Source organism: Nocardia sp. NPDC057272 (assembly GCF_042668615.1).
Lineage (GTDB): Bacteria > Actinomycetota > Actinomycetes > Mycobacteriales > Mycobacteriaceae > Nocardia.
The window spans coordinates 198,063-219,661 of the sequence record NZ_JBHUYK010000003.1 but is presented as its reverse complement, the minus strand read 5'-3'; the positions used below and the strand labels follow the sequence as shown (position 1 = coordinate 219,661).

Genomic DNA, 21,599 nt, shown 5'->3' with positions numbered 1-21,599 from the left:
ACTAGAACGTGTTACAGTTCGGTATGCGTACCGAATTCTGCGAACAGCTCGGCATCGAGTTCCCCATCTTCGCCTTCACCCACTGCCGCGACGTCGTGGCGGCGGTGAGCAACGCGGGCGGATTGGGGGTGCTCGGCGCGGTCGGCTTCACCGCCGAACAGCTCGAGGTGGAGCTGGCCTGGCTCGACGAGCACGTCACCGGGATCTACGGCGTCGACCTGGTGATTCCGTCGAAATACGAGGGCAAGGGCGTCGACGGGCTCACCCCCGAACAGCTGGAAAAGCAGCTGGCGCAGATGGTTCCGCAGGGCCATCGCGACTTCGCCCAGCAGATCCTCACCGACCACAACGTGCCCGCACTGCCTGACGGTGAGCACCACAACGAGCTGCTCGGCTGGACCGCGACCACCGCGGGACCGCAGGTCGACGTCATCCTGAACCACCCCAAGGCCAAGCTCGTCGCCAACGCGCTCGGCACCCCGCCCGACGACGTGGTCAAGCGCATCCAGGACTCCGGCCGGGTGATCGGCGCGCTGTGCGGTTCGGTCAAGCACGCGATGAACCACAAGGCGGCCGGCCTCGACTTCGTGGTGTGCCAGGGCACCGAGGGCGGCGGGCACTGCGGCGAGGTGTCCTCGCTGGTGCTGTGGCCGCAGGTGATCGACGCGATCGGCGACGTGCCGGTGCTGGCCGCCGGTGGCATCGGCAACGGCGCGCAGGTCGCGGCGGCGCTGGCGATGGGCGCGGCGGGCGCGTGGACCGGGTCGCTGTGGCTCACCGTCGAGGAGGCCAACGTGCCGCCCGCACAGATGGACACCTACCTCGAGGCGACCAGCCACGACACCATCCGTTCGCGTTCCTGGACCGGCAAGCCGTGCCGCATGCTGCGCAACGACTGGACCGACGCCTGGGAGTCCACCGAGACCCCCGACCCGCTGCCGATGCCGCTGCAGATGATGGTGGCCCTCGACGGCGTCAAGCGCGGGCACCGCTACCCCGAGGCCGCCAAGGACGTGAACTTCAACCCGGTCGGCCAGGTGGTCGGCATGATGAACAAGGTCGAACGCAGCGCCGACGTGGTCAACCGCCTCGTCGAGGAATACGTCACCGCCTACGACCGCCTCACCCGACTCAACGGCTGAGTTCTTCCGCCTCCCCGCGAACTGCAGCCAGGCTCAGGTGCGGGGAAAGCCGGCGACGCGGCAAGCTTCGGGAGCCGAATCGGTCAGCCCGTGCCCGATGAGTTACCCATGCGCTTGCGAAATCGCGGGAACCGGTGCGATTGCTGGGACCGCGCACTGTGCCGGCTACCACTACACTCGGCGTATCTGACCTGCGGGGCGGTGTTCAGCACACCGCCCCGCACCATTGCCAAAAGGTTGCGGACGGCGGTGACATGGCTTCGGAGCAGTACGCGAGCAAGACCTGGAAAGCGGCCAGGACCCGAGTTACCCAGGCCATCGCCGAGATCCGCGAGCAATACGCGAAGGCCGCGCCGCGACCCACCGAGCACGAACCCGTCGACCCGCCCGTGCCCGCCGATCTGCTGAATCTGCTGTGCCGCATCGGTGTGGCGCTGGTCGGCGCCGGCGAGACCTCCGCACGAGTGCAGGTCATCCTCGACAAGCTGTCGCGGCGCTACGGCACCGCCAATATCCACTTCATGGTGTTGCCCACCGCCGTGTTCGTCCGGGTCCGCACCGACAACAGCTCCGCCATCGACATGCTCGACGCCCGCGTCGGCACCCTGCCGCTCGACCAGATCGACGGCCTCTACCGGCTGATCGACCAGATCGAGCAGGACGCGCCGCCGCCGAGCCGGGCATCGAGGGATCTCGACAAGATCCTGACCCAGAAGCCCGGCAGCCCGCCGTGGCTGATCCTGCTCGGGCAGGTCGTGCTGACCGTCGGCATCGGCATGATGCTCAACCCGGGCGCGCGGGCGCTGGTCGGCTATGTGGTGCTCGGGCTGGTCGTCGGCGTGCTGACCCAGCTCGCCGACAAGGTGCGGCTGCTGTCGATGGCGTTGCCGGTGGTCGCGTCGGCGGTGGTGGCGGTGCTCGCGTACGGCTTTCCCGGCGCGCTCGCCGGTGGACAGCCGCAGCAACTGCTGATTCCCGCGGTCGCGACGCTGCTGCCCGGTGCGATGCTCACCAACGGCACGATCGAGTTGGCGACCGGATCGATGGTGGCCGGTGCCAGCCGGGTCGTCTACGGCATCAACATGCTGTTCCTGCTCGCGCTGGGGTCCTACGTGGGGATCAGTGTGCTCGGGCCGCTGTCGGATCCGCCGGTGAGCAGTGCTCAATTGGGGTGGTGGGCACCGATACTCGGGGTGCTGCTGATCGGGTACGGGCATTCGTGGCGATCGAGCGCACCACAGAACACGGTGGGCTGGCTGCTGCTCGTCCTCTACATCACCTACGCGGCGCAGGTCCTCGGCAAGCACGTGTCCGGTCCGCTGACGGGCACGTTCCTCGGCGGGCTGGTCGCCGTGAACGCCGCGTATCTGATCCAGGGCCGCAAGCACGCGCCACCGACCCAGGTGGCGTTCCTGCCCGCGTTCTGGATGCTGGTGCCCGGCGGGATCAGCCTCACCGGGATCTCCGACCTCGTCACGCATTCGCTGTCGGGGGTGTCGACCGGCGGGCTGGAGGTGCTGGTCTCGGCGCTGCTGTCGGTGATGTCGATCGCGCTGGGCGTGATGGTCGGCTCGGGTCTGGCCACCGCGCACGCACCGCGCGTGAGCACCATCATCGACACGGTGGTACCACACCATCTGCCGTGGGTGCACACCGCGCAGACGACGAAGAAATCCGACTCAGACAGCTAGCCGGGGTGGTTCAGACGGCCGAGCTCAGCGGCACGGTGTGGACCGGAGTCTCGCCGACGAGTTGACCGAAGCGGGCGATCACCTTCTCGTGGTACAGCGCGAACAGGTCCCCGAACAGCGCGAGTTGTGCCTCGCTCGGCGCGGATTCGGCATCCCACACCGCGAGCAGCGCGCGCCAGACGAGCACGTGCAGATCGGGCGCGACGGCGAAATAGGCGGCGACCGCCTCCGGCACCTCGACGACCATATCGGCGATCGAATTCAGCACCGCGCGTTGCATACTCATCTCGAGCACGCCGAGTAGCTTACGCACCAGCGCGATCTCGGCGGCGATGATGCGCGCGTGGTCGGGCACCGCCTGGCGTGCCATCGCCTCCAGCTCGTCGACGGCGGCGGCGAGCTCGGCCGGATCGAGCACCTTCTCCCCCGCGGTGTAGGCCAGCAGCGCCTCACCCACGATGCCGCGTTCGACCTCGACGATGTCGGTGAACATCTCGGCGGCGACCGCGGGCGCGGTGATCGAGAACCGGAACAGGTGGCGGTAGACGTCCATACCGCCCTCGACGCGGACATCGCGGATGGTGAAGCCCTTACCTCGCCTGGCCTCGACGAATCCGTAGGACTCGAGGCGGCCGAGGATGAGCTGGGCGGTCGCGCGGTTCATCCCGAACTCGTCGGCGACCTGGCGCACCGACGGCATCAGCTCGCCGGGCCGGTACTCGCCGGTGGCTACGCGGCGCGCCAACTCATCGGCGACGTCGGCGACCACCGTCCGGGATCCCATCGAAACAACACCTCTCGGTCATGATCCGGCTACGTCCCAGACAGTTTAGGCGCTCTGTCCTCGGAGCGCTGGCGCGCTCGAATCGAGACTTTCAGCGATCGCGTCGCTATCGATGCGACGCCAGGTCTCCGATCAGCGGGCTTTCCTTCTGGCGTGCCGTTCAGCTGGATCAGACAGCGCTGTGCGACACCGTGATTGAATACGCAGGCAACGGGGCAGCTAAACATCTCGGGAGGAACTGTGAGAACAATTCGGCTCGCCGCGAGCGCGGTTGCCGCACTCGCCGTGGTCGCAGGCTTGTCCGGCTGCGACAAGGACGAGGAAGATCACTCGGCGCACACGTCGAGCACCATCGCGACGCCGACGACGGCTGCCGCGAGCTCCACCGCGACGAAGCTGACCGGCAGTTCGGCCGCTCCGCTGCCGCCGCCGAGTCCCACGCATCCGCCGCACCCCGCCCCGAGCCCGATCAGCACGGTTGACCCGACCCCGCCCCCGGGACCGGTCACCAGCACCGCCCCGCCGGTCCCGCCGCCCGTCGTGGACGACGTGAACTGCGGCCCGGTCACCGACGCGGGCGGCGCCACCCGCACCGTGATCGCGGTCGGCACCGCCGACGGCCGCCCCGGCTGCACCGAGGCGATCAACGTCGCCACCGCCTACGTCACCACGATCGCCCCGTCGGATTCGGTGGTGGTCCTGGGCTGGCAGTGCAACTCCCAGCCCGACACCCAGGTGCCGCAGGTGTGCTCCAAGGACGGCCTCGTGATCGCACTACGAGCGAGCTGACCCGGCCGGTCAGGGTCACCCCGGAATCTTGTCTTCGGGGCCCGAAGGGCCGCGACTCGAGCGCGCCAGCGCTCCAAGTATTCAGATCATGTCTTTCTTGTCCAGCCAGCGCATGACCGGCCAGCCGAGACCCACCGGGATCCAGCAGGTCAGCACGCGGTAGAGCAGGACGGCGGGGACCGCGATCTCGGCCGGGACGCCGAACGCCGCGAGACCACCGATCAGGGCCGCCTCGACCGCGCCGACGCCACCGGGTGTCGGCGCGGCCGAGGCCAGCGTGCCACCGATCATGGTGACGATGGTGACGGCCACGAAATCCGTGCCGCCGCCGAAAGCCTCGACGCTCGTCCACAGGGCCAGCGCCTGGCCGAGCGTGATCGCGCCACAGCCGCCGACGATGACCACGAATCGCATCGGATCCTTGGCGAGGTCGGCGAGTTCACCCAGTACTTCCGTGACCTGCGGACGCACCGAGTGATTGACCCAGCGTCGCAGCGTCGGCACGAACATGAACGCGCCGATCAGCCCCACGCCGACGCCGGCGATCAGATACAGCACGGTCGCGTCGGGCACGATGTGGGCCAGGTTGGTCGAGGTGCCCGCCACCACGCTGAACACCACGAGCAGGACCAGGTGGGTGAGCACCTGCATCGACTGCTGCATCGCCACCGCGGCGGTCGCGCGCAGGGTCGTCATGCCCGCCTTCTGCAGGAACCGCACACTCAGCGCCAGCCCGCCGACGCCCGCGGGGGTGGTCGTCGCCACGAAGGTGTTGGCCAGCTGCTCCACGAGCAGATAGCGCATCTTGACCAGCCCGTCCGCGCAGGCGCCGAGCGCGGCGGCGGCGCCGACATAGGTCAGCCCCGACACGGCCAGTCCCGCGAGCGCCCACCACCAGTTGAGCGTGCGCAGCTGACTGAAGAACGTCGGCACCTGGCTGAAGAACGGATACGCCACATAGACCAGCGCGACCAGCAGGACGAGCTGGATGATCTGGTTGCGGGAGAACCGCGTGATCTGTTCGGACTGGATGCGGTCGTGGCCGGTCTGCCTGCGCACCTCCTCGCGGGCGGTGGCCATCACTTTGGTCCACTGCGGCACCGACTTCCGGATGCCGATAGACATGGCCGATTTCGTCAGCCGCCGGGCCGCGTAGGCGACCTTGTCCTCGCCGAGCACCTCGATCGCCGCCGAGACCGCCTCGTGTTTGCCGTAGAGCGAGGTGGTGGTCACCAGCAGCTGGGCGATATCGGTCTGCCGTTGCGCCTCGGCCGCGCCGAATTCGGCGGCCGAGAAGCCGCCGAACAGGGTGTCGCCCTGGCTGACTCGCACGAAGTCGGGTTGCAGATCGCCGAGGCTGATCTGGTTCTCGTGCAGCCGCAGCAGCGACCGCCACACCCCGGGCAGCACCTGCGCGGACAACGTCGCGATCTGGGTACCGCGAGGCATGGTGTGCGCGTACAGCATCCAGCCGCGACTCAGGCCGGCCACCGCCACCTGATGGCTGTCGGCCATCCCGAGGTCACCGATCGCGATGCCGAGCAGCGCGCGATGTTCCACCGCCCGGTGCATCGATCCGTGCAGCGGCGCGGTCTCACTGGAGCGGAACGTGATCCAGCGCCACACCTGCCGGATCGCGCCGAAGCTGCGCTGGTTCTTGCCGTACAGCTCGACCATGATCTCGTCTTCGGGCCCGTCGACCTCGGTGGCGAGCAGCAGCGGTCCACGCCCGGCCGGTCGATCGACCCGGAAGGCTTTCACGGTGTGGCCGCGCCCCGCGAGCACCCGGACCGCGCCGTCGAGCGGCACCTCGAGCGCGGGCGTGCCGACCACCCAGACGATCACCGCGCCGACCAGCCAGCCGACCACCAGGCCGAGCATCGCCCGAGCGGGCACCACCGAGCTGACCACCAGGTGGATCGGCGCGAACATCAACAGCAGGAACCACATCCAGCGTCGCGGCCGCACCGGCAGCCACGGGCTCGACACGGTGAGCATCGCCGCGAGCATCGCGATCCAGCGTGGATCGTCGAGGAATTGGGAGAGGAAGGTATCGAAGCGGTCCGGGACCGGCATGTGCCATTTCGGCGTGGAGATGCCCGCCCCGGTGATCGACAGGGCCAGCACCGCGAGCAGGCCCGCCGCGCCATACCCGAACAGCAGCTTCCACTGCCTGCGCAACACCAGTTCGATGAAGATGGCGAACGGCAGTGCCAGGATGAGCATTCCGTAGATCAGGTAGACCATGGTCGCCTGGTCCTGGCTGAGGAAGTCCACGATCTTGGCGACCGAGCGTTCCAGCGCCAGCCACTCCGGCCGGGTGATCAGCGAGCCCGCGATCACCACGGCGACGCCGATTCCCGCCAGCACCACCCGGACGATGTCGCTGGTACGACGGATCATCGGCTGCAGGAGTTTCCCCGTGACCGGGATCTCCCGACCGTCGACTCGCATGAGCCGCACGATACACACCGACACGCCGCAGACCCGCCGTGACATCACCCAATCGGCACGGCCGTTCCCGCGTGCCGTGAAGCCGATCACAGGCCGTCACAAACACTGGCGTCACCCCGTCCAGGAAGCAGGGAAACACTCACTCAGCCGGAAGGAAAGATCATGCAGGTTCTGCTCGCGGGCGCCACCGGCGCCATCGGCCGCCCTCTGATCCGCGCGTTGGCCGCGAACGGTCATACGGTGTGGGCGCTCGTCCGAAATCCGGGTGCGCACCCGCTCGTGCGCGAACTCGGCGCCACCCCGGTCACCGCCGATGTGCTCGACCGCGACGGCCTGTTGCGCGCCGTCGAGGGTCTGCGCGCCGAGGCCGTCGTCCATCAGGCCACCGCCCTGCGCGATGCGAAGGTGCAGCGCCGGATTCCGGCCGACGATCCGACGGGGCTGCTGCGCACGGTCGGCACCGCCAACCTGCTCGACGCCGCGGCGGTGGTGGGCGCCGGCCGGTTCGTCACCCAGTCGCTGATCCTCGGCTACGGGTACCACGACCACGGCGACCGGCTGATCACCGAGCGCGATCAGTTCGGGGTGTACGACGGTGGGGTGGCCGACGAGGTAGTCCGCGCGTGCGTGGCCGGCGAGAGCCAGGTCTTCGACGCGCCCGGTGTCGACGCGATCGCGTTGCGGTACGGGCTCTTCTACGGTCCCGGCGCGTTCAGTGACCTGTTCGCGGACATGATGCGCAAGCACAGCCCGGTCGGGCCGCTCGGTTCCGGCGGGGTCAACACCTGGGTCCATGTCGACGACGCGGCCGCCGCGACCGTGGCCGCACTCGAGCGCGGCACACCCGGTCGCGCCTACAACATCGCCGACGACCATCCGATCACCTGGCGGGAGTTCTTCACGGAGGTCTCCCGGGCTCAGCGGACCCCACGCCCGATCCGGCTGCCCGCCTGGATGATCCGGTGGGCGGTCCCCTACATCGGCGCCCTCATGTCCGACACCTCGATGCGGATCTCGAGCCAGCTCGCCCACGATGAACTGGGTTGGCGTCCGAGGTACGCCGATGTCGCCGCCGGTCTCGCGGACTGACCTTCCGGTCGGCGATCAGGGTGCGGTGCGGGCGGTGACGGCGGCGCGGTCGTGACCGGGGATCACTTCGATCTCGGCGGGGAGCGCGTGCAGGCGGTGGAGGGTCTCGAACGCCCGGTTGCGGTCGGTGTCGAGGAGTTCGCCGAGGAGCGGCGCTTTCTCGCGCAGGAGGTCGATCTGCAGGGTGCTCCAGACCGCGTCGCCCGCGAGCAGGACGCGGGAGCCGTCGTCGACCGCGAGCAGGATCCCGACGCTGCCGGGGGTGTGCCCCGCCAGGTCGACGATCAGCACGGATCCGTCGCCGAACAGGTCGTGGCTGCGGGCGAAGGTCAGAACCGGCGGGCCGTCGAGTTCGTAGAGATCGAACGCGCGACCGCGCAGCGGCCCACGGGCGACGCCGAGCGGAGCGTGCGCACCGGTCATGGCCCAGCTGTATTCGACGGTGGGCACCCGGATCGGGACCAGGCCGGGTAGTTCGTACAGCCCGGCGACGTGGTCCCAGTGCAGATGTGTCGGCAGCACAAAGTCGATGTCGTTGCCGGTGAGGTTGTGGGCGGCCAGTACCTCGCTCAGTCCGCGCACCGGGCTGTCGGGCCCGACCAGCAGCGGCACCGGGAAGGGCAGCTCGGGCAGCACCCGCTGGTGCACGCCCGCGCAGATCGCCGGGTCGACCAGGAAGGTGGCTTCCGGGTGGCGGATCAGGAAGGTCGACATGGTCAGCGGCGTCGACCGCAGGGTCCGCACGCCCTCGGCGACGATCGTCGTCGGCGCGGACAGCTCCGCCTGCGTGAGCGCGGTCAGCGCGACGGTGTTGTGCGCGGGAGGAACAGGAGCGCACTCCAGTTCGTCGAGAAATGCGGTATCGGCGCCGCGCGGCCAGAGCAGCCGCGGCCCCGTGGTGGCGACGGCGATACAGCAGGCGAGAACAGTCGATAACATCGTCGTGCGCTCACCCATACGTGCCACCGTAGGCGATCGCCCACACCGCGACCACCAGACCCGGTCGAGCCGCCGCTGTTCATCGCTAACGCCCGATTACATCCAGCGCCTAGTCGGTGCGGCCCATGAGCCGATCCGTTTCGCGCCGTTCACGTTTCGTAGGCCGCCCGGCACCACGCTCGCGCTGCGGCAGCGTGGCGAGGACTTCCTTCGGCGGCGGCGGGGGGCTGCGATCGATCAGGCACTGGGCGGCGACGGGCGGGCCGACTCGCTTGTGAATGATCCGCTCGACCACGACGATGCGTTCGAGCCCTGCGTGGCGGATCCTGATCTCGTCACCGGGGCGGACGGTCAGCGCCGGTTTCGCGGTAACCCCATTAACGCGCACATGCCCGGCGCGACAGGCTTCTGCCGCGGCCGAGCGTGTTTTGAACAGGCGCACCGACCAGGTCCACGCGTCGACGCGGGCCTGGGTATCGGAGTGCTGGGGGGTCACCCCTTAGACGATACGGCGAGCCGTGACGACGTCGTCTGCGCTGAGGTGGGTGTAGGACACCGGGGTGCCCGACTGCACGGCGTTGAGGAGCTGACCGTTGCCCGCGTAGATACCGACGTGGCCACCACCGTTGGTGATGACGATGTCACCGGCCTGCAGGTTGTCGAACGAGACGGGAGCGCCGACGTGCGACTGCTCGAAGCTGGTGCGCGGCAGTTCGACACCGGCCTGGCGGTATGCCCACTGCACGAGGCCGGAGCAGTCGAAGCTCTGCGGGCCTGCGGCACCCCAGTTGTACTGGGCACCCAGCTTGCCACGGGCGGCATCGAGGGCGATGTTGCCCGCGGTCTGCTGCTGCTGCTGCTGCTGGAACGGGTTGTCGAACTGGACACTCGGGAGCTGCGGTGCGGCCTGGCCCTGCGGGGCGACCATCGCCTGGAGCTGCTTCTCGACCTGCTGCGCCGGCTGCTCGAGCTCTGGCGGCAGATCGAAGTTACCGAGACCGGGAATGTTGATCGTGGCGGCCTGCGAAATCGCGGGCATCGCACCGGTTGTAGCGGCCACCGCGCCCATGACGAGGGCACCCTTGACGGAATTCGGCAGTCGAGAATCCCGCTGCAAGCTGTGTTTACCCACCGAGACGAGTCTCCGATCTTGCTACTCTCCCGCCGCTGGTCGCGAATCGCTTGGCGACAACGACTTTTCGGCGGTGACCCAATGGCGCCGCTTCTCTGACGAACCGACAGACTCCACTAAGTCACGAGAAGATTACGGCCTGTGATGAGCGCTGTCCAGCGAAGCACGCAAGTTGTTTTCCTGCGACCGGAAAAGCCCAGAACAGAGACCACGGCACCGGCGTGTCGGCGCGAGTAACGATTTCATCGTCCGCGCCGCGCGGCGCGTTACCCCGTGCGCCGCTCGCGCAGGGCGCGCTCGAGTTCGTCGATGCGCGTTCGGGCGTCGGCCAGGTCGACCTCGAGCCTGCCCAGCATGATCATCATCGGTCCGAGCGCCAAGTGGGCGAGCGACTCCGGCGGCAGTTCGCCGTAGCCCCCCTCCAGCGTTGCCTCGAGCGTCGCCAGCAGGTTGCGCCGGACCGCGTCGGCCAGGTGCGCTTCCGGCGGCAGCGGCCATGCGGCGACCATTTCGGCGGCGGACACAGGTTGCTCGGACATCACCCTCCATCTCGGACCCAAGGACAGTCTCGTGTTCGCTAGCAGTATCTAGGACACAGCCCAGAGTTACCGAGATTCTCCCGTGCGCACGCGCTACGGTTATCCGGCATGGACCCCGTGCGCAATCCGTATGCACCCGGCGCCGGCCAGCGTCCGCCCGAATTGGCCGGGCGCGACAAACAACTCGCGGCGTTCGACATCGTGCTCGAGCGCATCGCCCGCGGTCGGCCGGAACGCAGCGTGATGCTCACCGGCCTGCGCGGAGTCGGGAAGACCGTGCTGCTCAACCAGCTCCGCTCGGCCGCCATCTCGCGCGGCTGGGGCACCGGCAAGATCGAAGCCAGACCCGACCAGGATCTGCGCAGACCGCTGTCCTCGGCGCTGCACATGGCGGTGCGCGCGATCGCGATGTCGGCCCGCAATGCCGAACAGGTCGACGATTTCCTCGGCATTCTCAAAGCCTTCGCGTTGCGCGCCACCGCGGACAAGGGCATGCGCGAACGGTGGCAGCCCGGCATCGACGTGCCCGCCGTGACCGGCCGCGCCGACTCGGGCGATATCGAGATCGATCTGATCGAACTGTTCAAAGAGGCCGCGGCCCTTGCCTCCGACATCGGCGTCGGCATTGCCATCTTCATCGACGAAATGCAAGACCTCGGACCCGCCGACGTGTCCGCGATCTGCGGCGCCTGCCACGAACTGAGCCAGGACGGCGCCCCGCTGATCGTCGTCGGCGCGGGCCTGCCCCACCTCCCCGCGGTGCTCTCGGCCTCGAAAAGCTACTCGGAGCGACTGTTCAGCTACCACCGCATCGATCGCCTCGACCGCGAATCGGCCGACCTCGCGCTCATCGCGCCCGCCGAACGCGAAGACGTGAAGTTCACCGAAACCGCACTCGATTCGCTCTACCAAAGAGCCGACGGCTACCCGTATTTCGTGCAGGCCTACGGCAAGGCAGCCTGGGATCAGGCACCCGAGAGCCCGATCACCGCCGAGGACGTCGCAGTTGCCTCCCCGGCCGCCGAGGAGGAACTCGCGGTCGGCTTCTTCGGCTCCCGCTACGAACGCGCGACCCCCGCCGAACGCGAGTACATGCGCGCGATGGCCGACCTCGCGGGCGACGACGCCCCGGTCGCCACGTCGGCGGTGGCCGCCGAGCTCGGCCGCAAACCCGCCTCGGTGTCCCCCGCGCGCGACGGCCTGATCAAGAAGGGCCTCATCTACTCGGCCGAACGCGGCACCATCGGCTTCACCGTTCCCCACTTCGGCCGCTACCTCCGGAGCGTATGAGAATCTTCGGGCTTCTAGGGAATCACCTAGAGAGTCGAAGAAAGCTCTGCCGAACGACTACTCGACGACTATCTACATTTTTCTAGTTCAACCACTAGATATCCGAAGATTTTCCTGGGTAACGGTATGAGCCCGCCCGGGATCGGTTGCGCATCGGGTGGATAACGCGAGGGTTGACCGGCTAACACGCTGGAAACCTTCTCCGAAACACCAGCAGGACCCGCCGCAGAAGGTGCGTCCCGCCGGAGGCGGAGGAGGCTCCAATGTCGAAGACCTTCCCTATCACCGACACCGACGGCCGTCGCTGCACCGTCGTCGCCGATGACGGTGTGCCGATCGCGGTCCGCAGCTTCGGCGCCACGGACGCGGCCCTGACCGTGGTTTTCGTGCACGGCCACTGCCTGCACACCGAATCCTGGTCGTTCCTGCGCGAACATCTGCTGCGGGAGTGGGACGCCGACGCCCGCATGGTCTTCTACGACCACCGCGGCCACGGCGAGTCCGGGCACGCCCACCACACCACCTACACGATCGACCAGCTCGCCACCGATCTCGACGCGGTGCTGCGCGCGGTCGCCCCGACCGGACCCCTGGTGCTCGTCGGTCATTCGATGGGCGCGATGGTGGTGCTCGCCTACGCCCGCCTCTATCCGGCGGCCATCGGTCACCGGGTCGCCGGGATCGGCCTGATCGCCGGCGCCGCGGGCGGCATCACCGAGGCCGGCCTCGGCAGGCTGCTCAACCGGCACGCCGTCGCCTCGCTGCAGCGCGCCGTCGTGCACGCGCCGCGGGTGATGCAGGCGTCGAAGCGCTTGTCCCGCTGGATCTTCGCACCTCTGATCCGCGAGGCGAGCACGGGTACCCGGCGGGTGAATCCGCGCGTCGCGGCCATCGCCACGGCGGTGCTCAACGAGACCGCGCTGCTGACCATGTCCGGCTTCCTGAGCTCGCTGCTCGACTTCGACGAGGCCCACACCCTGCCCCACTTCGGCGATCTGCCCGCCCTCGTACTGTCGGGCTCGGCCGACCTCATGGTGCCGTTCGCGCACTCGGTGGTGCTGGCCTCGCAGCTGTCGGGCGCCGAACTGGTGCGGATCGAGGGCGCGGGTCACAGCGTCATCCTCGATCGGGCGGAGGAGGTCGCCCGGTCGATCATCGCGTTGGTCGAACGGGCGAGCATCGACGCCCGTACGCGCTACGCCGTCGCCGGGTGAACGCAACAGTTATCGGATGGCAATCCTGTGATCCCCGACAACGTCGGGCGTAAACCGAAAAGATCCGTTATTGTGGTGGAGATCACGTTGTGTGGTGAGTCACACAACTCGGTGCAGTGCGGCCCGAGGCTTTTCGGGCGTGCCCGTGATCCGGCGAGTCGGTATGCCCGCCATATACACAGGAGGTAACGATGACACGCAGCGATATCGCGGAACTGCGCTACGCGGTCGGCCAACTCCGGCAATCGATAGGCGCACTGCGCTCCAACTACGGCGACGCGGCCACCATCCGTCGTCTGGAGAACGACCTCGAGCGGCTCGTCATCGACGCCGAGGACTTCGAGCAGGCACCACCGCCGGAACTCACCGTCCCTCGCAGGTCGGAGCCGATCTACGTCCCCGACAGCAAGTCCGACGAAGCGGCATGGATGGGCGCCCAGGACGAAGGCCTCGGGTTCCACTCGCGCCCCAGGACAAAGTAAGACCTGATCACCGGCGCGACGGCCCTGCGAACAGGGTCGTCGCGCCGACCTGTGTTTTTGGAGCGCTGGTGCGCGGGACATACGGGGGATTACCCGGCTCGGTGTCGGCCCAGTTTGCGGGTTCGGGAGCCGTGGAAGCGGGCGCCTCGGGGGACTTCGGCCGGTTCGTCGATTTCGGCGGATTCGAACAGGGCGGCGATGCCGTGGTCGTGGCCGAGGGCGATGGCCTCCACGCCGTAGCGGCCGCCGGTGCGGCCCAGTTCGTGCAGCATCGTGGTCATGATTCGCAGGCCCGTGGCGCCGACCGGGTGCCCGAGTGCGATGTCGGAGCCGTTCACGTTGAGCCGGTCGAGTGGGTCGAGTTCCCACTCGGTGGCCAGCGCGAGCACCTCCACCGCGTAGCCCTCGTTGATCTCGAGCAGATCGATCTCGTCCAGCGAGCAGCCGGTACGCCCGAGCAGCTTCGACACCGCCGGCGCCGCCCCGAGTCCCGGCCCCGCGTTGTCACACCCGGCCGCGGCCCAGCCCGCGAGAAACGCCATCGGCGTCAGCCCGAGCTCGCCGAGCCGATCCTCGGCCACGACCAGGCACGCCGACGCCCCGAGCCGATGCGAACTCATGTTCCCGACCGTCACCACGCCCTCGCGCAGCAGCGGGCGCAAACCGGCCAGCGTGTGGGTCGACAGGTCGTCGCGCACACCCTCGTCCCGGGTGATCTGGTGATCGCCGTAACCGGCGGCCACCCCGACGACCTCGGCCGCGAACGCACCCTGCCGCCAGGCGCGGGCAGCCTTGCGATGACTGGCCACGGCGAACTCGTCGGCGGCACCGCGGTCGATCCCGTAGTAATGCGCCAACCGCTCGGCATTGTGCAATCCCGCGGTCCCGCCGGGCAGCCCGGCCGGTGTCGCCGCGCATTCCACCCCGCCCGCGACCACCGCGTCGGCGGCGCCGGTCTGCACCATCATCGCCGCGGTGATCACCGCCTGCAGGCCGCTGCCGCCGTGTTTGTCGGTCACGAAACCGGGTACTGCGAAAGGTAATCCGGCACCGCGCGCGGCGAGCGAGCCCACCGCGGGTACGTCGGAGAGGCCGCCGTCGATACAGGCCATGGCCACATCGTCGATGCGTAGCGGGTCGATGCCCGAGCGTTCGATCACGGCGGACAACACCGTGGTCGCCAGCCACTCGGCGGGCATACCCGACAGCGCGCCACCCTCGACGCCACTGGGCGTGCGGACGGGTGCCACGATCGCGGCTCTTCTCATTACGCGTCACGCTCCTCTCCCCGGTGCGGGGAATACCTGTCACAGGGCACCACAGGTTTGTTGCACGGGCATGACGGGTCGTCACGGACGTCACGGCTGTGATCGAGATCACCGGCATGTGTGACAACCGAGTGGGTGAGACCCACCGCGAGCGGCGCGAACACAGGCGTATGGTGCTCCACATCACAATCCATCGCGGTGGGTAATGATCACTGCCGCAGACCCGAGGATCAGCGAGGCATCCACCGTGAGTGCCGCACCGACCGCCTCCCCCGCGTCACACTCCGCGGGCACCGGCGTCTTCAGCAGAACGCGTGCCCGCATTTCCGCGCGCACCCTCCGCACCGATCGCTGGTGGCTACCACCGCTGTTCACCGCGCTCGGGCTCGCCGCGTTCGTCATCTACGCGACGATCAGATCCTTTGTGCGGACGGCCTACTGGGTCCCCGAGTTCCACTATCTGACGCCGTTCTACTCGCCGTGCCTGAGCGACTCGTGCGCACCGGGATCGGCGCACTTCGGTACCCCGTTCCCCGAGCTGCCGATGTGGATTCCACTGGGTTTCGTGGTGCTGCCGTTCCTGCTCGGCTTCCGGCTGACCTGCTACTACTACCGCAAGGCCTACTACCGCTCGGTGTGGTTCTCGCCCCCGGCCTGCGCGGTGGCCGAACCGCACGCGCGCTACACCGGAGAGTCGCGGCTGCCGTTGATCATCCAGAACGCGCACCGCTACTTCTTCTACGTGGCGCTGGTGGTCTCGCTGGTCAACACCTACGACGCGATCACCGCGTTCCACGGCAGCAGTGGCGGTTTCGGCTTCGGCCTCGGCAACATCGTGCTGCTGGTGAACGTGATCCTGCTGTGGGCCTACACCCTGTCGTGTCATTCGTGCAGGCACATCGCGGGCGGGCGGCTCAAGAACTTCTCCGCCCATCCGGTGCGGTACTGGTACTGGACCCAGATCTCCAAGCTCAACACCCGCCACATGGCGCTGGCCTGGACCACCCTCGGCACCCTCGTGCTCACCGACTTCTACGTGATGTTGGTTGCGAGCCACACCATTTCGGACCTGCGGTTCGTCAACTGAGCTGCGACAACGCGAGGAGCTTGAATTTCAATGCCAGACGTGGAACGGCACGACTACGACGTCGTGGTGATCGGTGCGGGCGGCGCGGGTCTGCGAGCCGTGATCGAGGCACGCGAACAAGGGCTTTCGGTGGCGGTGGTGTGTAAGTCGCTGTTCGGCAAGGCGCATACCGTGATGGCCGAGGGCGGCTGCGCGGCCTCGATGGGCAATGCCAACGAGAAGGACAACTGGCAGACGCACTTCAAGGACACCATGCGCGGCGGCAAGTTCCTCAACAACTGGCGCATGGCCGAACTGCATGCCCAGGAGGCCGCCGACCGGGTGTGGGAACTGGAAACCTATGGCGCGCTGTTCGATCGGACGCCCGACGGCCGGATCAGCCAGCGCAACTTCGGTGGCCACACCTACCCGCGCCTCGCCCATGTCGGCGACCGGACCGGCCTCGAGCTGATCCGCACGATGCAGCAGAAGATCGTCTCGTTGCAGCAGGAGGACTACGCGGCGACGGGCGACTACGAGGCCAGGATCAAGGTCTTCGCCGAGTGCACGATCACCGAATTGCTCACCGACGCGGGCGCTGTCGCGGGCGCGTTCGGCTACTGGCGCGAATCCGGCCGCTTCGTGCTGTTCAAGGCACCGGCCATCGTGCTGGCCACCGGCGGAATCGGCAAGTCCTACACGGTGACATCGAACTCCTGGGAGTACACCGGCGACGGCCACGCGCTGGCGCTGCGCTCCGGCGCGACGCTGATCAATATGGAGTTCCTCCAGTTCCACCCCACGGGCATGGTCTGGCCACCGAGCGTGAAGGGCATCCTCGTCACCGAGGGCGTGCGCGGCGACGGCGGCGTGCTGAAGAACTCCGACGGCAAGCGGTTCATGTTCGACTACATCCCGCCGGTCTTCAAGGGCCAGTACGCGGAAACCGAGGAAGAAGCCGATCAGTGGTTGCGCGACAACGATTCCGCGCGCCGCACTCCCGATCTACTCCCCCGCGACGAGGTCGCGCGGGCGATCAACGAGGAGGTGAAGGCGGGCCGCGGCACCGAGCACGGCGGCGTGTATCTCGACATCGCCTCCCGCATGCCGGCCGACGAGATCGTGCGCAGGCTGCCCTCGATGCACCATCAGTTCAAGGAACTGGCCGATGTCGACATCACGGCCGAGCCGATGGAAGTCGGCCCCACCTGCCACTACGTGATGGGCGGGATCGAGGTGGACCCCGATTCCGGTGCGGCGGTCGTGCCCGGATTGTTCGCTGCCGGTGAGTGTTCCGGTGGCATGCACGGCTCGAACCGGCTCGGCGGCAACTCGCTGTCGGATCTGCTGGTGTTCGGTCGCCGGGCCGGGCTCGGCGCGTCGGCCTACGTGCAGCAGCTCACCGACAAACCGACCCCCTCCGAAACCGATATCGAAGAAGCCGCGAAAACCGCGTTGGCACCGTTCGATTCGCGCGCGGACGGCCTCGGAGAGAACCCGTACACCCTGCACGCCGAACTCCAGCAGACGATGAACGACCTGGTCGGCATCATCCGCAAGGAACACGAGGTCCGTGCGGCGATCGACAAACTCGCCGAGCTGCGTGCCCGCTACGCCAATGTGGCGGTGGAGGGCAAGCGACCGTTCAACCCCGGCTGGCACCTGGCGCTGGACCTGGCCAACATGCTGATCGTGAGCGAATGTGTCGCGCGGGCAGCGCTGTTGCGTACCGAGAGCCGCGGCGGCCACACCCGCGACGATCATCCCGGCATGAACCCGGACTGGCGCAACACACTGCTGGTCTGCGCCGTCGATCCGGCTTCGGACGCGCAGATCCCCGCCGTCACCGTCACCCCGGCCGATCAGACGCCGATGCGTGATGACCTACTCGCCCTGTTCGAACTGAGCGAGCTCGAAAAGTACTACACCGAGCAAGAATTGGCTGCGCACCCGGCAGCCGAGGGAAAGGCGTAACCATGGGATACGACGCCCGGTTCCGGGTCTGGCGCGGCGACATCGACGGCGGGAGCCTCGAGGACTACACGGTGGCGGTGAACGAGGGCGAAGTGGTGCTCGACATCATCCACCGGCTCCAGGCCACCCAGACCCCCGATCTCGCTGTGCGCTGGAATTGCAAAGCGGGCAAGTGTGGTTCGTGTTCGGCGGAGGTGAACGGGCGCCCGCGCCTGCTGTGTATGACGCGGATGTCGACGTTCACCCCGGACGAGGTCATCACCGTCACCCCGATGCGGACGTTCCCGATCATCAAGGATCTGGTCACCGACGTCTCGTTCAACTACGAGAAGGCCAGGGAGATACCGTCTTTCGCGCCGCCGCCGGGTCTCGCTCCGGGCGAGTACCGAATGAAGCAGGTCGACGTCGAGCGTTCACAGGAGTTCCGCAAGTGCATCGAGTGCTTCCTGTGTCAGGACACCTGCCATGTGGTGCGTGATCACGAGGAGAACAAGACTTCCTTCGCGGGTCCGCGCTATCTGATGCGTATCGCAGAGTTGGAGATGCACCCGCTCGACACCCGTGACCGACGCGAAATGGCCCAGGAGGAAGCAGGTTTGGGCTATTGCAATATCACCAAGTGCTGCACCGATGTGTGCCCCGAGCACATCAAGATCACCGACAACGCGTTGATTCCGTTGAAAGAACGGGTGGTGGATCGGCGATATGACCCGATTGTCTGGCTCGGCAATAAATTGTTCCGGCGGTAGGAAACTGTTGTCGCTGCGGGGTGCGAAACCCCGCAGCGACGGCTGCCTACAAGACAGCGACAGTCCCTACAGCGACTAATCCGACCAGTAATCCGATGAACAGCGCCGACAGCAAAGAGGCGGTGAGTACGTAGATTCCGATCGCCGATACCGCGAACAGCAGTACCACGATCAGGCGCTCCACACCGTCCTCAGGCGCTAGCCTCCGGTACCGGGGTGGCATTTTCTTCAACCCTCGGTCCATATACCCGGGTTACCCGACTCGACGCCGCACCAAACCTCGGCCTATGCCGAATATCTATCGTTCTGTGATCTAGCGTGATCAAGGACGATCGAACTCGCCGTCGTGTACGCCCGCGGTGAAGGCGGTCCATTCACTCGGGGTGAAGATCAGCACCGGACCGCCGGGATTCTTGCTGTCGCGTAGCGCGACGTACCCGTCTGCCAGCATGGCGACCTCCACGCTGCCGTCGTCGGTGCCCGCGCGCAGCCAGGTGGCACCGGAGGTGTCGATGTCGCGCTTGGTGTTCACGCGAACGCGCCGGTGTCGATGCCGCGGGTGAAGGCGTCCCAGCTCGCGCCGTCGAAGACCAGGGCGGGACCGGCGGGATTCTTGCTGTCGCGCACCCCGACGTGCCCGCCGAACAGGAAAGCAACTTCGACGCAATCCTTGCCCGCACCACTGCGGGTGCTCTTGAACCAGTGTGCGTCGACGAGATCGAAACTCATGCCACATACTCCTTCGCGACCTGCCGCAGCAGGTGTCTACTCGGTTGGATATCCAGCGCATGACGCTGGAGGCATTCGTGAGCCCGGTCGTACCTTCGAACATCCGCGCGTCGTTCCAGGTAGAGGTCACCGGTAAAGCCTTCGGCGTACACCACTGGTGGTTCGACCGGTTGCCCTTTGCTGTCGGTACCGAACTCGAGAACCGTGAAAGGTCCGGTAGAGACTCCGAGTGGAACACCGGCGGCAAACGGCAGGATGCGCAATGCCACATTACTTCGGGTACTCGCGTCGGCGAGGTGTCGCAACTGCGCAGCCATCACCTTTGCATCACCGACGACGCTACGCAATACCGATTCGTGCAGAACCACGTCGATCTCGGCGGGCGAATGCTTGCGGGTGATCAACGCCTGGCGTTGCAGCCGCAATGCGACTCGCCGGTCGAGCTCGTCGACCGAATCCTGCGGGAAGCCCAGATGATTCAGCGCGCGAGCGTATTCCGCGGTCTGCAGCAGACCGGGGACCAGCTCGGACTGGTAGGCGCGTAGCCGTTGCGCCGATGCCTCCAAACCCACATAGATATCGAAGTTTTCGGGAATCAAATCGCCGTAGGCGTGCCACCAGCTCTTGACGGCGGCCTGCTGCGCCAGACCGGCGAAGCCTTCGGCGAGATCGTCGGGAATGCCGTAGATCCGGCACAGCTCGTGGATGTCGATGGTGCGAATGCGATCGGCCTGACCCTTTTCCAGTCGCTGGAGGGTGCTGGCGCCCCACTCCATCAGCCGTGCCGCCTCGGCGATGGTGAGCCCGGCCTGGGTGCGCCAGTCACGCAGGTAGCGACCGAGCTGGCGGCGCGGCAGCGTCGAGGAGACGCCCGCCTGCCCCTCTGTTCCGTTCGATGCGTTCGCTGCCACAGCCCCACTCCTTCTGTCGCATACCGTCACCCCCGCCATGCCCCGCTGCGGTGGTGGATTCGTCCAGTCTGGGGAATCCTGCACTCCCCGTTGGATGTCGTGCTGGGAATTCGCGGTAAATCCCATCTTTCGCGCGTGTACTCACCGTTAGCCGGGGGTTTGCGTGCTGTGCTGTTTTCATGCAATTGAGCGAAGTGAACATGCGCGTCGCCACAGCACTGCTGAGTTGCTCCATCGATCCGGGCCCGATGGAGCCCGAACAAGCCCACGCCGCAATGCAACTACACCTCGACTGCACAGTCGAAGAGTGCCGGGTGCGCCGACGGGCGCGCAACACCCTCGTCGAAGCGGGCCGCTGCGTCCTGGACGCCCGCGCGACCCGCTAGTGATGGCGATGGTCGGTGATCGGGTCGCGCGGGCCGAACTTCGGTTTGCGCGCCTGCCCGCTGAGCCCCAGCAGTCGCACCGCGCGGTAGCGGTGGGGTTGTAGCGGTCGCAGGTATTCGATCATCGCGTCGTCGTCGATCGGGTGGCCGAGCAGACTCCAGCCGACCACGGCGGCGAGGTGGTAGTCGCCGACCGAGAGGGCATCAGCGTCGCCGAACGCGCGTTGCGCGGTCTCGGCCACCGTCCACACCCCGATACCGGGCAGGCTGCGCAGACGTCGCGCGGCCTCGGCCGGGTCGAGCGTGGCGGTACGTTCGATCGAGTCGGCGACTCTGGCCGCGCGCACGATGGTCTGTGCGCGCTGCGGCCCGACATTGGCCCGGTGGTACTTCCACGACGGGATCAACCGCCAGGTCTCGGCCTCCGGCGCCACCATCAGGCCGGTCGGCGCCGGGCCGGGGGCTCTGGTCCCGAACTCGCGGACCAGGGTGCGCCAGGCGGCGAACGACGACTTCGTGTGCACCTTCTGTTCGAGGATGGCCGGGATGAGCGACTCCATCACCAGGCCGGTCTTCAGCATGCGCAGACCGGGGACCGTGCGGTGGGCTTCGATCAGCTTGGGGTGTGCGGGGGCGAAGTCGTCGAGGTCTTCCTCGAGGCAGAGCATGCGGTCGAGACCCGCCAGGAATTCCTCGGCTCCCGGCCCCCAGGCGCGGGCGGCGGCGCCGTCACGGCCGTGCTGGGTCAGCCGGTAGGTGACCACGCCGGTCGGCATTCGCGAAGCGTGCCAGTGGCTGCCGTCGGGGTCGACGTGGTGGCAGGGATCGCCGCCGCCGCGGCGCAGCGGCGACACGGTGATGCCGACGTCGAAGGGCCTGCTCGACCGGACGGTCCTGGACAGGCAGGCCGAGGCCGGCTCCGGGTCCAGGGTCTGGTCACGCATCCGACCATTGTGCGCCTGTGATCGGCG

22 protein-coding genes are annotated in these 21,599 nt (G+C 67.5%); 11 read left to right on the top strand and 11 right to left on the bottom strand.

Features of this window, described 5'->3' with window-relative positions; genetic code table 11:
* Nucleotides 1–23 precede the first annotated feature (23 nt).
* Together ACFULV_RS06290 and ACFULV_RS06285 are read left to right on the top strand one after the other, a co-directional pair.
* On the top strand, nt 24–1,142 hold the full coding sequence (locus ACFULV_RS06290; protein ID WP_301904126.1) for a nitronate monooxygenase family protein: 1,119 nt from the start codon (nt 24–26) through the stop codon (nt 1,140–1,142).
* Between the two features lie 254 nt (nt 1,143–1,396).
* Nucleotides 1,397–2,833: a threonine/serine exporter ThrE family protein gene (locus ACFULV_RS06285; RefSeq protein ID WP_378653686.1), complete on the top strand. Its 1,437-nt coding sequence runs from the start codon at nt 1,397–1,399 to the stop codon at nt 2,831–2,833.
* Nucleotides 2,834–2,843: 10 nt separating this feature from the next.
* Here the strand turns inward: ACFULV_RS06285 and ACFULV_RS06280 are convergent, their stop codons facing one another.
* Nucleotides 2,844–3,617: a GntR family transcriptional regulator gene (locus ACFULV_RS06280; protein ID WP_358185311.1), complete on the bottom strand. Its 774-nt coding sequence runs from the start codon at nt 3,615–3,617 to the stop codon at nt 2,844–2,846.
* Between the two features lie 240 nt (nt 3,618–3,857).
* On the opposite strand from ACFULV_RS06280, the gene ACFULV_RS06275 reads away from it, so the two are divergent.
* Nucleotides 3,858–4,406 (top strand): hypothetical protein, encoded by a 549-nt coding sequence (locus ACFULV_RS06275; RefSeq protein ID WP_378653683.1) that lies wholly within the window; start codon nt 3,858–3,860, stop codon nt 4,404–4,406.
* An 81-nt stretch (nt 4,407–4,487) separates the two neighbouring features.
* On the opposite strand, the gene ACFULV_RS06270 is transcribed toward ACFULV_RS06275, so the two are convergent.
* Nucleotides 4,488–6,860 carry a lysylphosphatidylglycerol synthase domain-containing protein gene (locus ACFULV_RS06270; RefSeq protein WP_378634829.1) on the bottom strand — a complete coding sequence of 791 codons (2,373 nt, stop codon included), beginning with the start codon at nt 6,858–6,860 and terminating at the stop codon, nt 4,488–4,490.
* A 162-nt stretch (nt 6,861–7,022) separates the two neighbouring features.
* On the opposite strand from ACFULV_RS06270, the gene ACFULV_RS06265 reads away from it, so the two are divergent.
* The gene (locus tag ACFULV_RS06265) at nt 7,023–7,949 is read left to right on the top strand and encodes an NAD-dependent epimerase/dehydratase family protein (protein WP_378653680.1); all 927 of its coding nucleotides are present in this window, start codon (nt 7,023–7,025) and stop codon (nt 7,947–7,949) included.
* 15 nt (nt 7,950–7,964) lie between these two features.
* Here the strand turns inward: ACFULV_RS06265 and ACFULV_RS06260 are convergent, their stop codons facing one another.
* The 4 genes from ACFULV_RS06260 to ACFULV_RS06245 form a co-directional block, all read right to left on the bottom strand.
* Nucleotides 7,965–8,906 carry an MBL fold metallo-hydrolase gene (locus ACFULV_RS06260; RefSeq protein ID WP_378653677.1) on the bottom strand — a complete coding sequence of 314 codons (942 nt, stop codon included), beginning with the start codon at nt 8,904–8,906 and terminating at the stop codon, nt 7,965–7,967.
* 91 nt (nt 8,907–8,997) lie between these two features.
* On the bottom strand, nt 8,998–9,384 hold the full coding sequence (locus ACFULV_RS06255; RefSeq protein ID WP_378634821.1) for an RNA-binding S4 domain-containing protein: 387 nt from the start codon (nt 9,382–9,384) through the stop codon (nt 8,998–9,000).
* Between the two features lie 3 nt (nt 9,385–9,387).
* The gene (locus ACFULV_RS06250) at nt 9,388–9,957 is read right to left on the bottom strand and encodes a C40 family peptidase (RefSeq protein ID WP_378654004.1); all 570 of its coding nucleotides are present in this window, start codon (nt 9,955–9,957) and stop codon (nt 9,388–9,390) included.
* A gap of 329 nt (nt 9,958–10,286) precedes the next feature.
* Nucleotides 10,287–10,559, bottom strand: a complete 273-nt coding sequence (locus ACFULV_RS06245; protein ID WP_378634819.1) for a hypothetical protein — start codon at nt 10,557–10,559, stop codon at nt 10,287–10,289.
* A gap of 108 nt (nt 10,560–10,667) precedes the next feature.
* Between ACFULV_RS06245 and ACFULV_RS06240 the strand changes: the two genes are divergently transcribed.
* The 3 genes from ACFULV_RS06240 to ACFULV_RS06230 all read left to right on the top strand — a co-directional run bounded on the left by ACFULV_RS06240 (nt 10,668) and on the right by ACFULV_RS06230 (nt 13,545).
* Nucleotides 10,668–11,849, top strand: a complete 1,182-nt coding sequence (locus ACFULV_RS06240) for an AAA family ATPase (protein WP_378634816.1) — start codon at nt 10,668–10,670, stop codon at nt 11,847–11,849.
* Nucleotides 11,850–12,112: 263 nt separating this feature from the next.
* Nucleotides 12,113–13,063, top strand: a complete 951-nt coding sequence (locus ACFULV_RS06235) for an alpha/beta fold hydrolase (protein ID WP_378653674.1) — start codon at nt 12,113–12,115, stop codon at nt 13,061–13,063.
* Nucleotides 13,064–13,254: 191 nt separating this feature from the next.
* Nucleotides 13,255–13,545, top strand: a complete 291-nt coding sequence (locus tag ACFULV_RS06230) for a hypothetical protein (protein ID WP_378653672.1) — start codon at nt 13,255–13,257, stop codon at nt 13,543–13,545.
* Between the two features lie 89 nt (nt 13,546–13,634).
* Here the strand turns inward: ACFULV_RS06230 and ACFULV_RS06225 are convergent, their stop codons facing one another.
* A complete protein-coding gene (locus ACFULV_RS06225; protein WP_378653670.1) occupies nt 13,635–14,813 on the bottom strand; it encodes an acetyl-CoA acetyltransferase in 1,179 nt (392 codons plus the stop codon).
* Nucleotides 14,814–15,060: 247 nt separating this feature from the next.
* Between ACFULV_RS06225 and ACFULV_RS06220 the strand changes: the two genes are divergently transcribed.
* Genes ACFULV_RS06220 through ACFULV_RS06210 form a run of 3 tightly spaced genes read left to right on the top strand, consistent with a single transcriptional unit; the run spans nt 15,061 to nt 18,602 of the window.
* Nucleotides 15,061–15,900 (top strand): hypothetical protein, encoded by an 840-nt coding sequence (locus ACFULV_RS06220; RefSeq protein ID WP_378634809.1) that lies wholly within the window; start codon nt 15,061–15,063, stop codon nt 15,898–15,900.
* Between the two features lie 30 nt (nt 15,901–15,930).
* Nucleotides 15,931–17,853, top strand: a complete 1,923-nt coding sequence (locus tag ACFULV_RS06215; protein ID WP_378653667.1) for a fumarate reductase/succinate dehydrogenase flavoprotein subunit — start codon at nt 15,931–15,933, stop codon at nt 17,851–17,853.
* A 2-nt stretch (nt 17,854–17,855) separates the two neighbouring features.
* Nucleotides 17,856–18,602, top strand: coding sequence for a succinate dehydrogenase/fumarate reductase iron-sulfur subunit (locus ACFULV_RS06210; RefSeq protein ID WP_378653664.1), 747 nt, complete (start codon nt 17,856–17,858; stop codon nt 18,600–18,602).
* 322 nt (nt 18,603–18,924) lie between these two features.
* On the opposite strand, the gene ACFULV_RS06205 is transcribed toward ACFULV_RS06210, so the two are convergent.
* Genes ACFULV_RS06205 through ACFULV_RS06195 form a run of 3 tightly spaced genes read right to left on the bottom strand, consistent with a single transcriptional unit; the run spans nt 18,925 to nt 20,368 of the window.
* Nucleotides 18,925–19,134, bottom strand: a complete 210-nt coding sequence (locus ACFULV_RS06205; protein ID WP_378634801.1) for a DUF397 domain-containing protein — start codon at nt 19,132–19,134, stop codon at nt 18,925–18,927.
* The gene (locus tag ACFULV_RS06200) at nt 19,131–19,331 is read right to left on the bottom strand and encodes a DUF397 domain-containing protein (RefSeq protein WP_378634799.1); all 201 of its coding nucleotides are present in this window, start codon (nt 19,329–19,331) and stop codon (nt 19,131–19,133) included. The genes ACFULV_RS06205 and ACFULV_RS06200 overlap by 4 nt, the downstream gene beginning before the upstream one ends.
* Entirely contained in the window at nt 19,328–20,368 is a 1,041-nt protein-coding gene (locus tag ACFULV_RS06195) for a helix-turn-helix domain-containing protein (RefSeq protein WP_378653661.1), read from the bottom strand. Before ACFULV_RS06195 ends, ACFULV_RS06200 begins: the two co-directional genes overlap by 4 nt.
* A gap of 53 nt (nt 20,369–20,421) precedes the next feature.
* Here ACFULV_RS06195 and ACFULV_RS06190 point away from each other — a divergent pair, with 53 nt between their 5' ends.
* A complete protein-coding gene (locus tag ACFULV_RS06190) occupies nt 20,422–20,628 on the top strand; it encodes a hypothetical protein (protein WP_101465132.1) in 207 nt (68 codons plus the stop codon).
* On the opposite strand, the gene ACFULV_RS06185 is transcribed toward ACFULV_RS06190, so the two are convergent.
* The gene (locus ACFULV_RS06185) at nt 20,625–21,572 is read right to left on the bottom strand and encodes a DNA-3-methyladenine glycosylase family protein (RefSeq protein WP_378653658.1); all 948 of its coding nucleotides are present in this window, start codon (nt 21,570–21,572) and stop codon (nt 20,625–20,627) included. The two genes, ACFULV_RS06190 and ACFULV_RS06185, sit on opposite strands and share 4 nt — an antisense overlap.
* Nucleotides 21,573–21,599: the final 27 nt, after the last annotated feature.

Excerpts from the sequence above, each read along its gene's own strand:
- ACFULV_RS06290 (WP_301904126.1), top strand. The coding sequence starts at position 24 with ATGCGTACCGAATTCTGCGAACAGCTCGGCATCGAGTTCCCCATCTTC.
- ACFULV_RS06285 (WP_378653686.1), top strand. The coding sequence starts at position 1,397 with ATGGCTTCGGAGCAGTACGCGAGCAAGACCTGGAAAGCGGCCAGGACC.
- ACFULV_RS06280 (WP_358185311.1), bottom strand. The coding sequence starts at position 3,617 with ATGGGATCCCGGACGGTGGTCGCCGACGTCGCCGATGAGTTGGCGCGC.
- ACFULV_RS06270 (WP_378634829.1), bottom strand. The coding sequence starts at position 6,860 with ATGCGAGTCGACGGTCGGGAGATCCCGGTCACGGGGAAACTCCTGCAG.
- ACFULV_RS06265 (WP_378653680.1), top strand. The coding sequence starts at position 7,023 with ATGCAGGTTCTGCTCGCGGGCGCCACCGGCGCCATCGGCCGCCCTCTG.
- ACFULV_RS06260 (WP_378653677.1), bottom strand. The coding sequence starts at position 8,906 with ATGGGTGAGCGCACGACGATGTTATCGACTGTTCTCGCCTGCTGTATC.
- ACFULV_RS06250 (WP_378654004.1), bottom strand. The coding sequence starts at position 9,957 with ATGGGCGCGGTGGCCGCTACAACCGGTGCGATGCCCGCGATTTCGCAG.
- ACFULV_RS06245 (WP_378634819.1), bottom strand. The coding sequence starts at position 10,559 with ATGTCCGAGCAACCTGTGTCCGCCGCCGAAATGGTCGCCGCATGGCCG.
- ACFULV_RS06240 (WP_378634816.1), top strand. The coding sequence starts at position 10,668 with ATGGACCCCGTGCGCAATCCGTATGCACCCGGCGCCGGCCAGCGTCCG.
- ACFULV_RS06235 (WP_378653674.1), top strand. The coding sequence starts at position 12,113 with ATGTCGAAGACCTTCCCTATCACCGACACCGACGGCCGTCGCTGCACC.
- ACFULV_RS06230 (WP_378653672.1), top strand. The coding sequence starts at position 13,255 with ATGACACGCAGCGATATCGCGGAACTGCGCTACGCGGTCGGCCAACTC.
- ACFULV_RS06225 (WP_378653670.1), bottom strand. The coding sequence starts at position 14,813 with ATGAGAAGAGCCGCGATCGTGGCACCCGTCCGCACGCCCAGTGGCGTC.
- ACFULV_RS06215 (WP_378653667.1), top strand. The coding sequence starts at position 15,931 with ATGCCAGACGTGGAACGGCACGACTACGACGTCGTGGTGATCGGTGCG.
- ACFULV_RS06210 (WP_378653664.1), top strand. The coding sequence starts at position 17,856 with ATGGGATACGACGCCCGGTTCCGGGTCTGGCGCGGCGACATCGACGGC.
- ACFULV_RS06200 (WP_378634799.1), bottom strand. The coding sequence starts at position 19,331 with ATGAGTTTCGATCTCGTCGACGCACACTGGTTCAAGAGCACCCGCAGT.
- ACFULV_RS06195 (WP_378653661.1), bottom strand. The coding sequence starts at position 20,368 with ATGGGATTTACCGCGAATTCCCAGCACGACATCCAACGGGGAGTGCAG.
- ACFULV_RS06190 (WP_101465132.1), top strand. The coding sequence starts at position 20,422 with ATGCAATTGAGCGAAGTGAACATGCGCGTCGCCACAGCACTGCTGAGT.
- ACFULV_RS06185 (WP_378653658.1), bottom strand. The coding sequence starts at position 21,572 with ATGCGTGACCAGACCCTGGACCCGGAGCCGGCCTCGGCCTGCCTGTCC.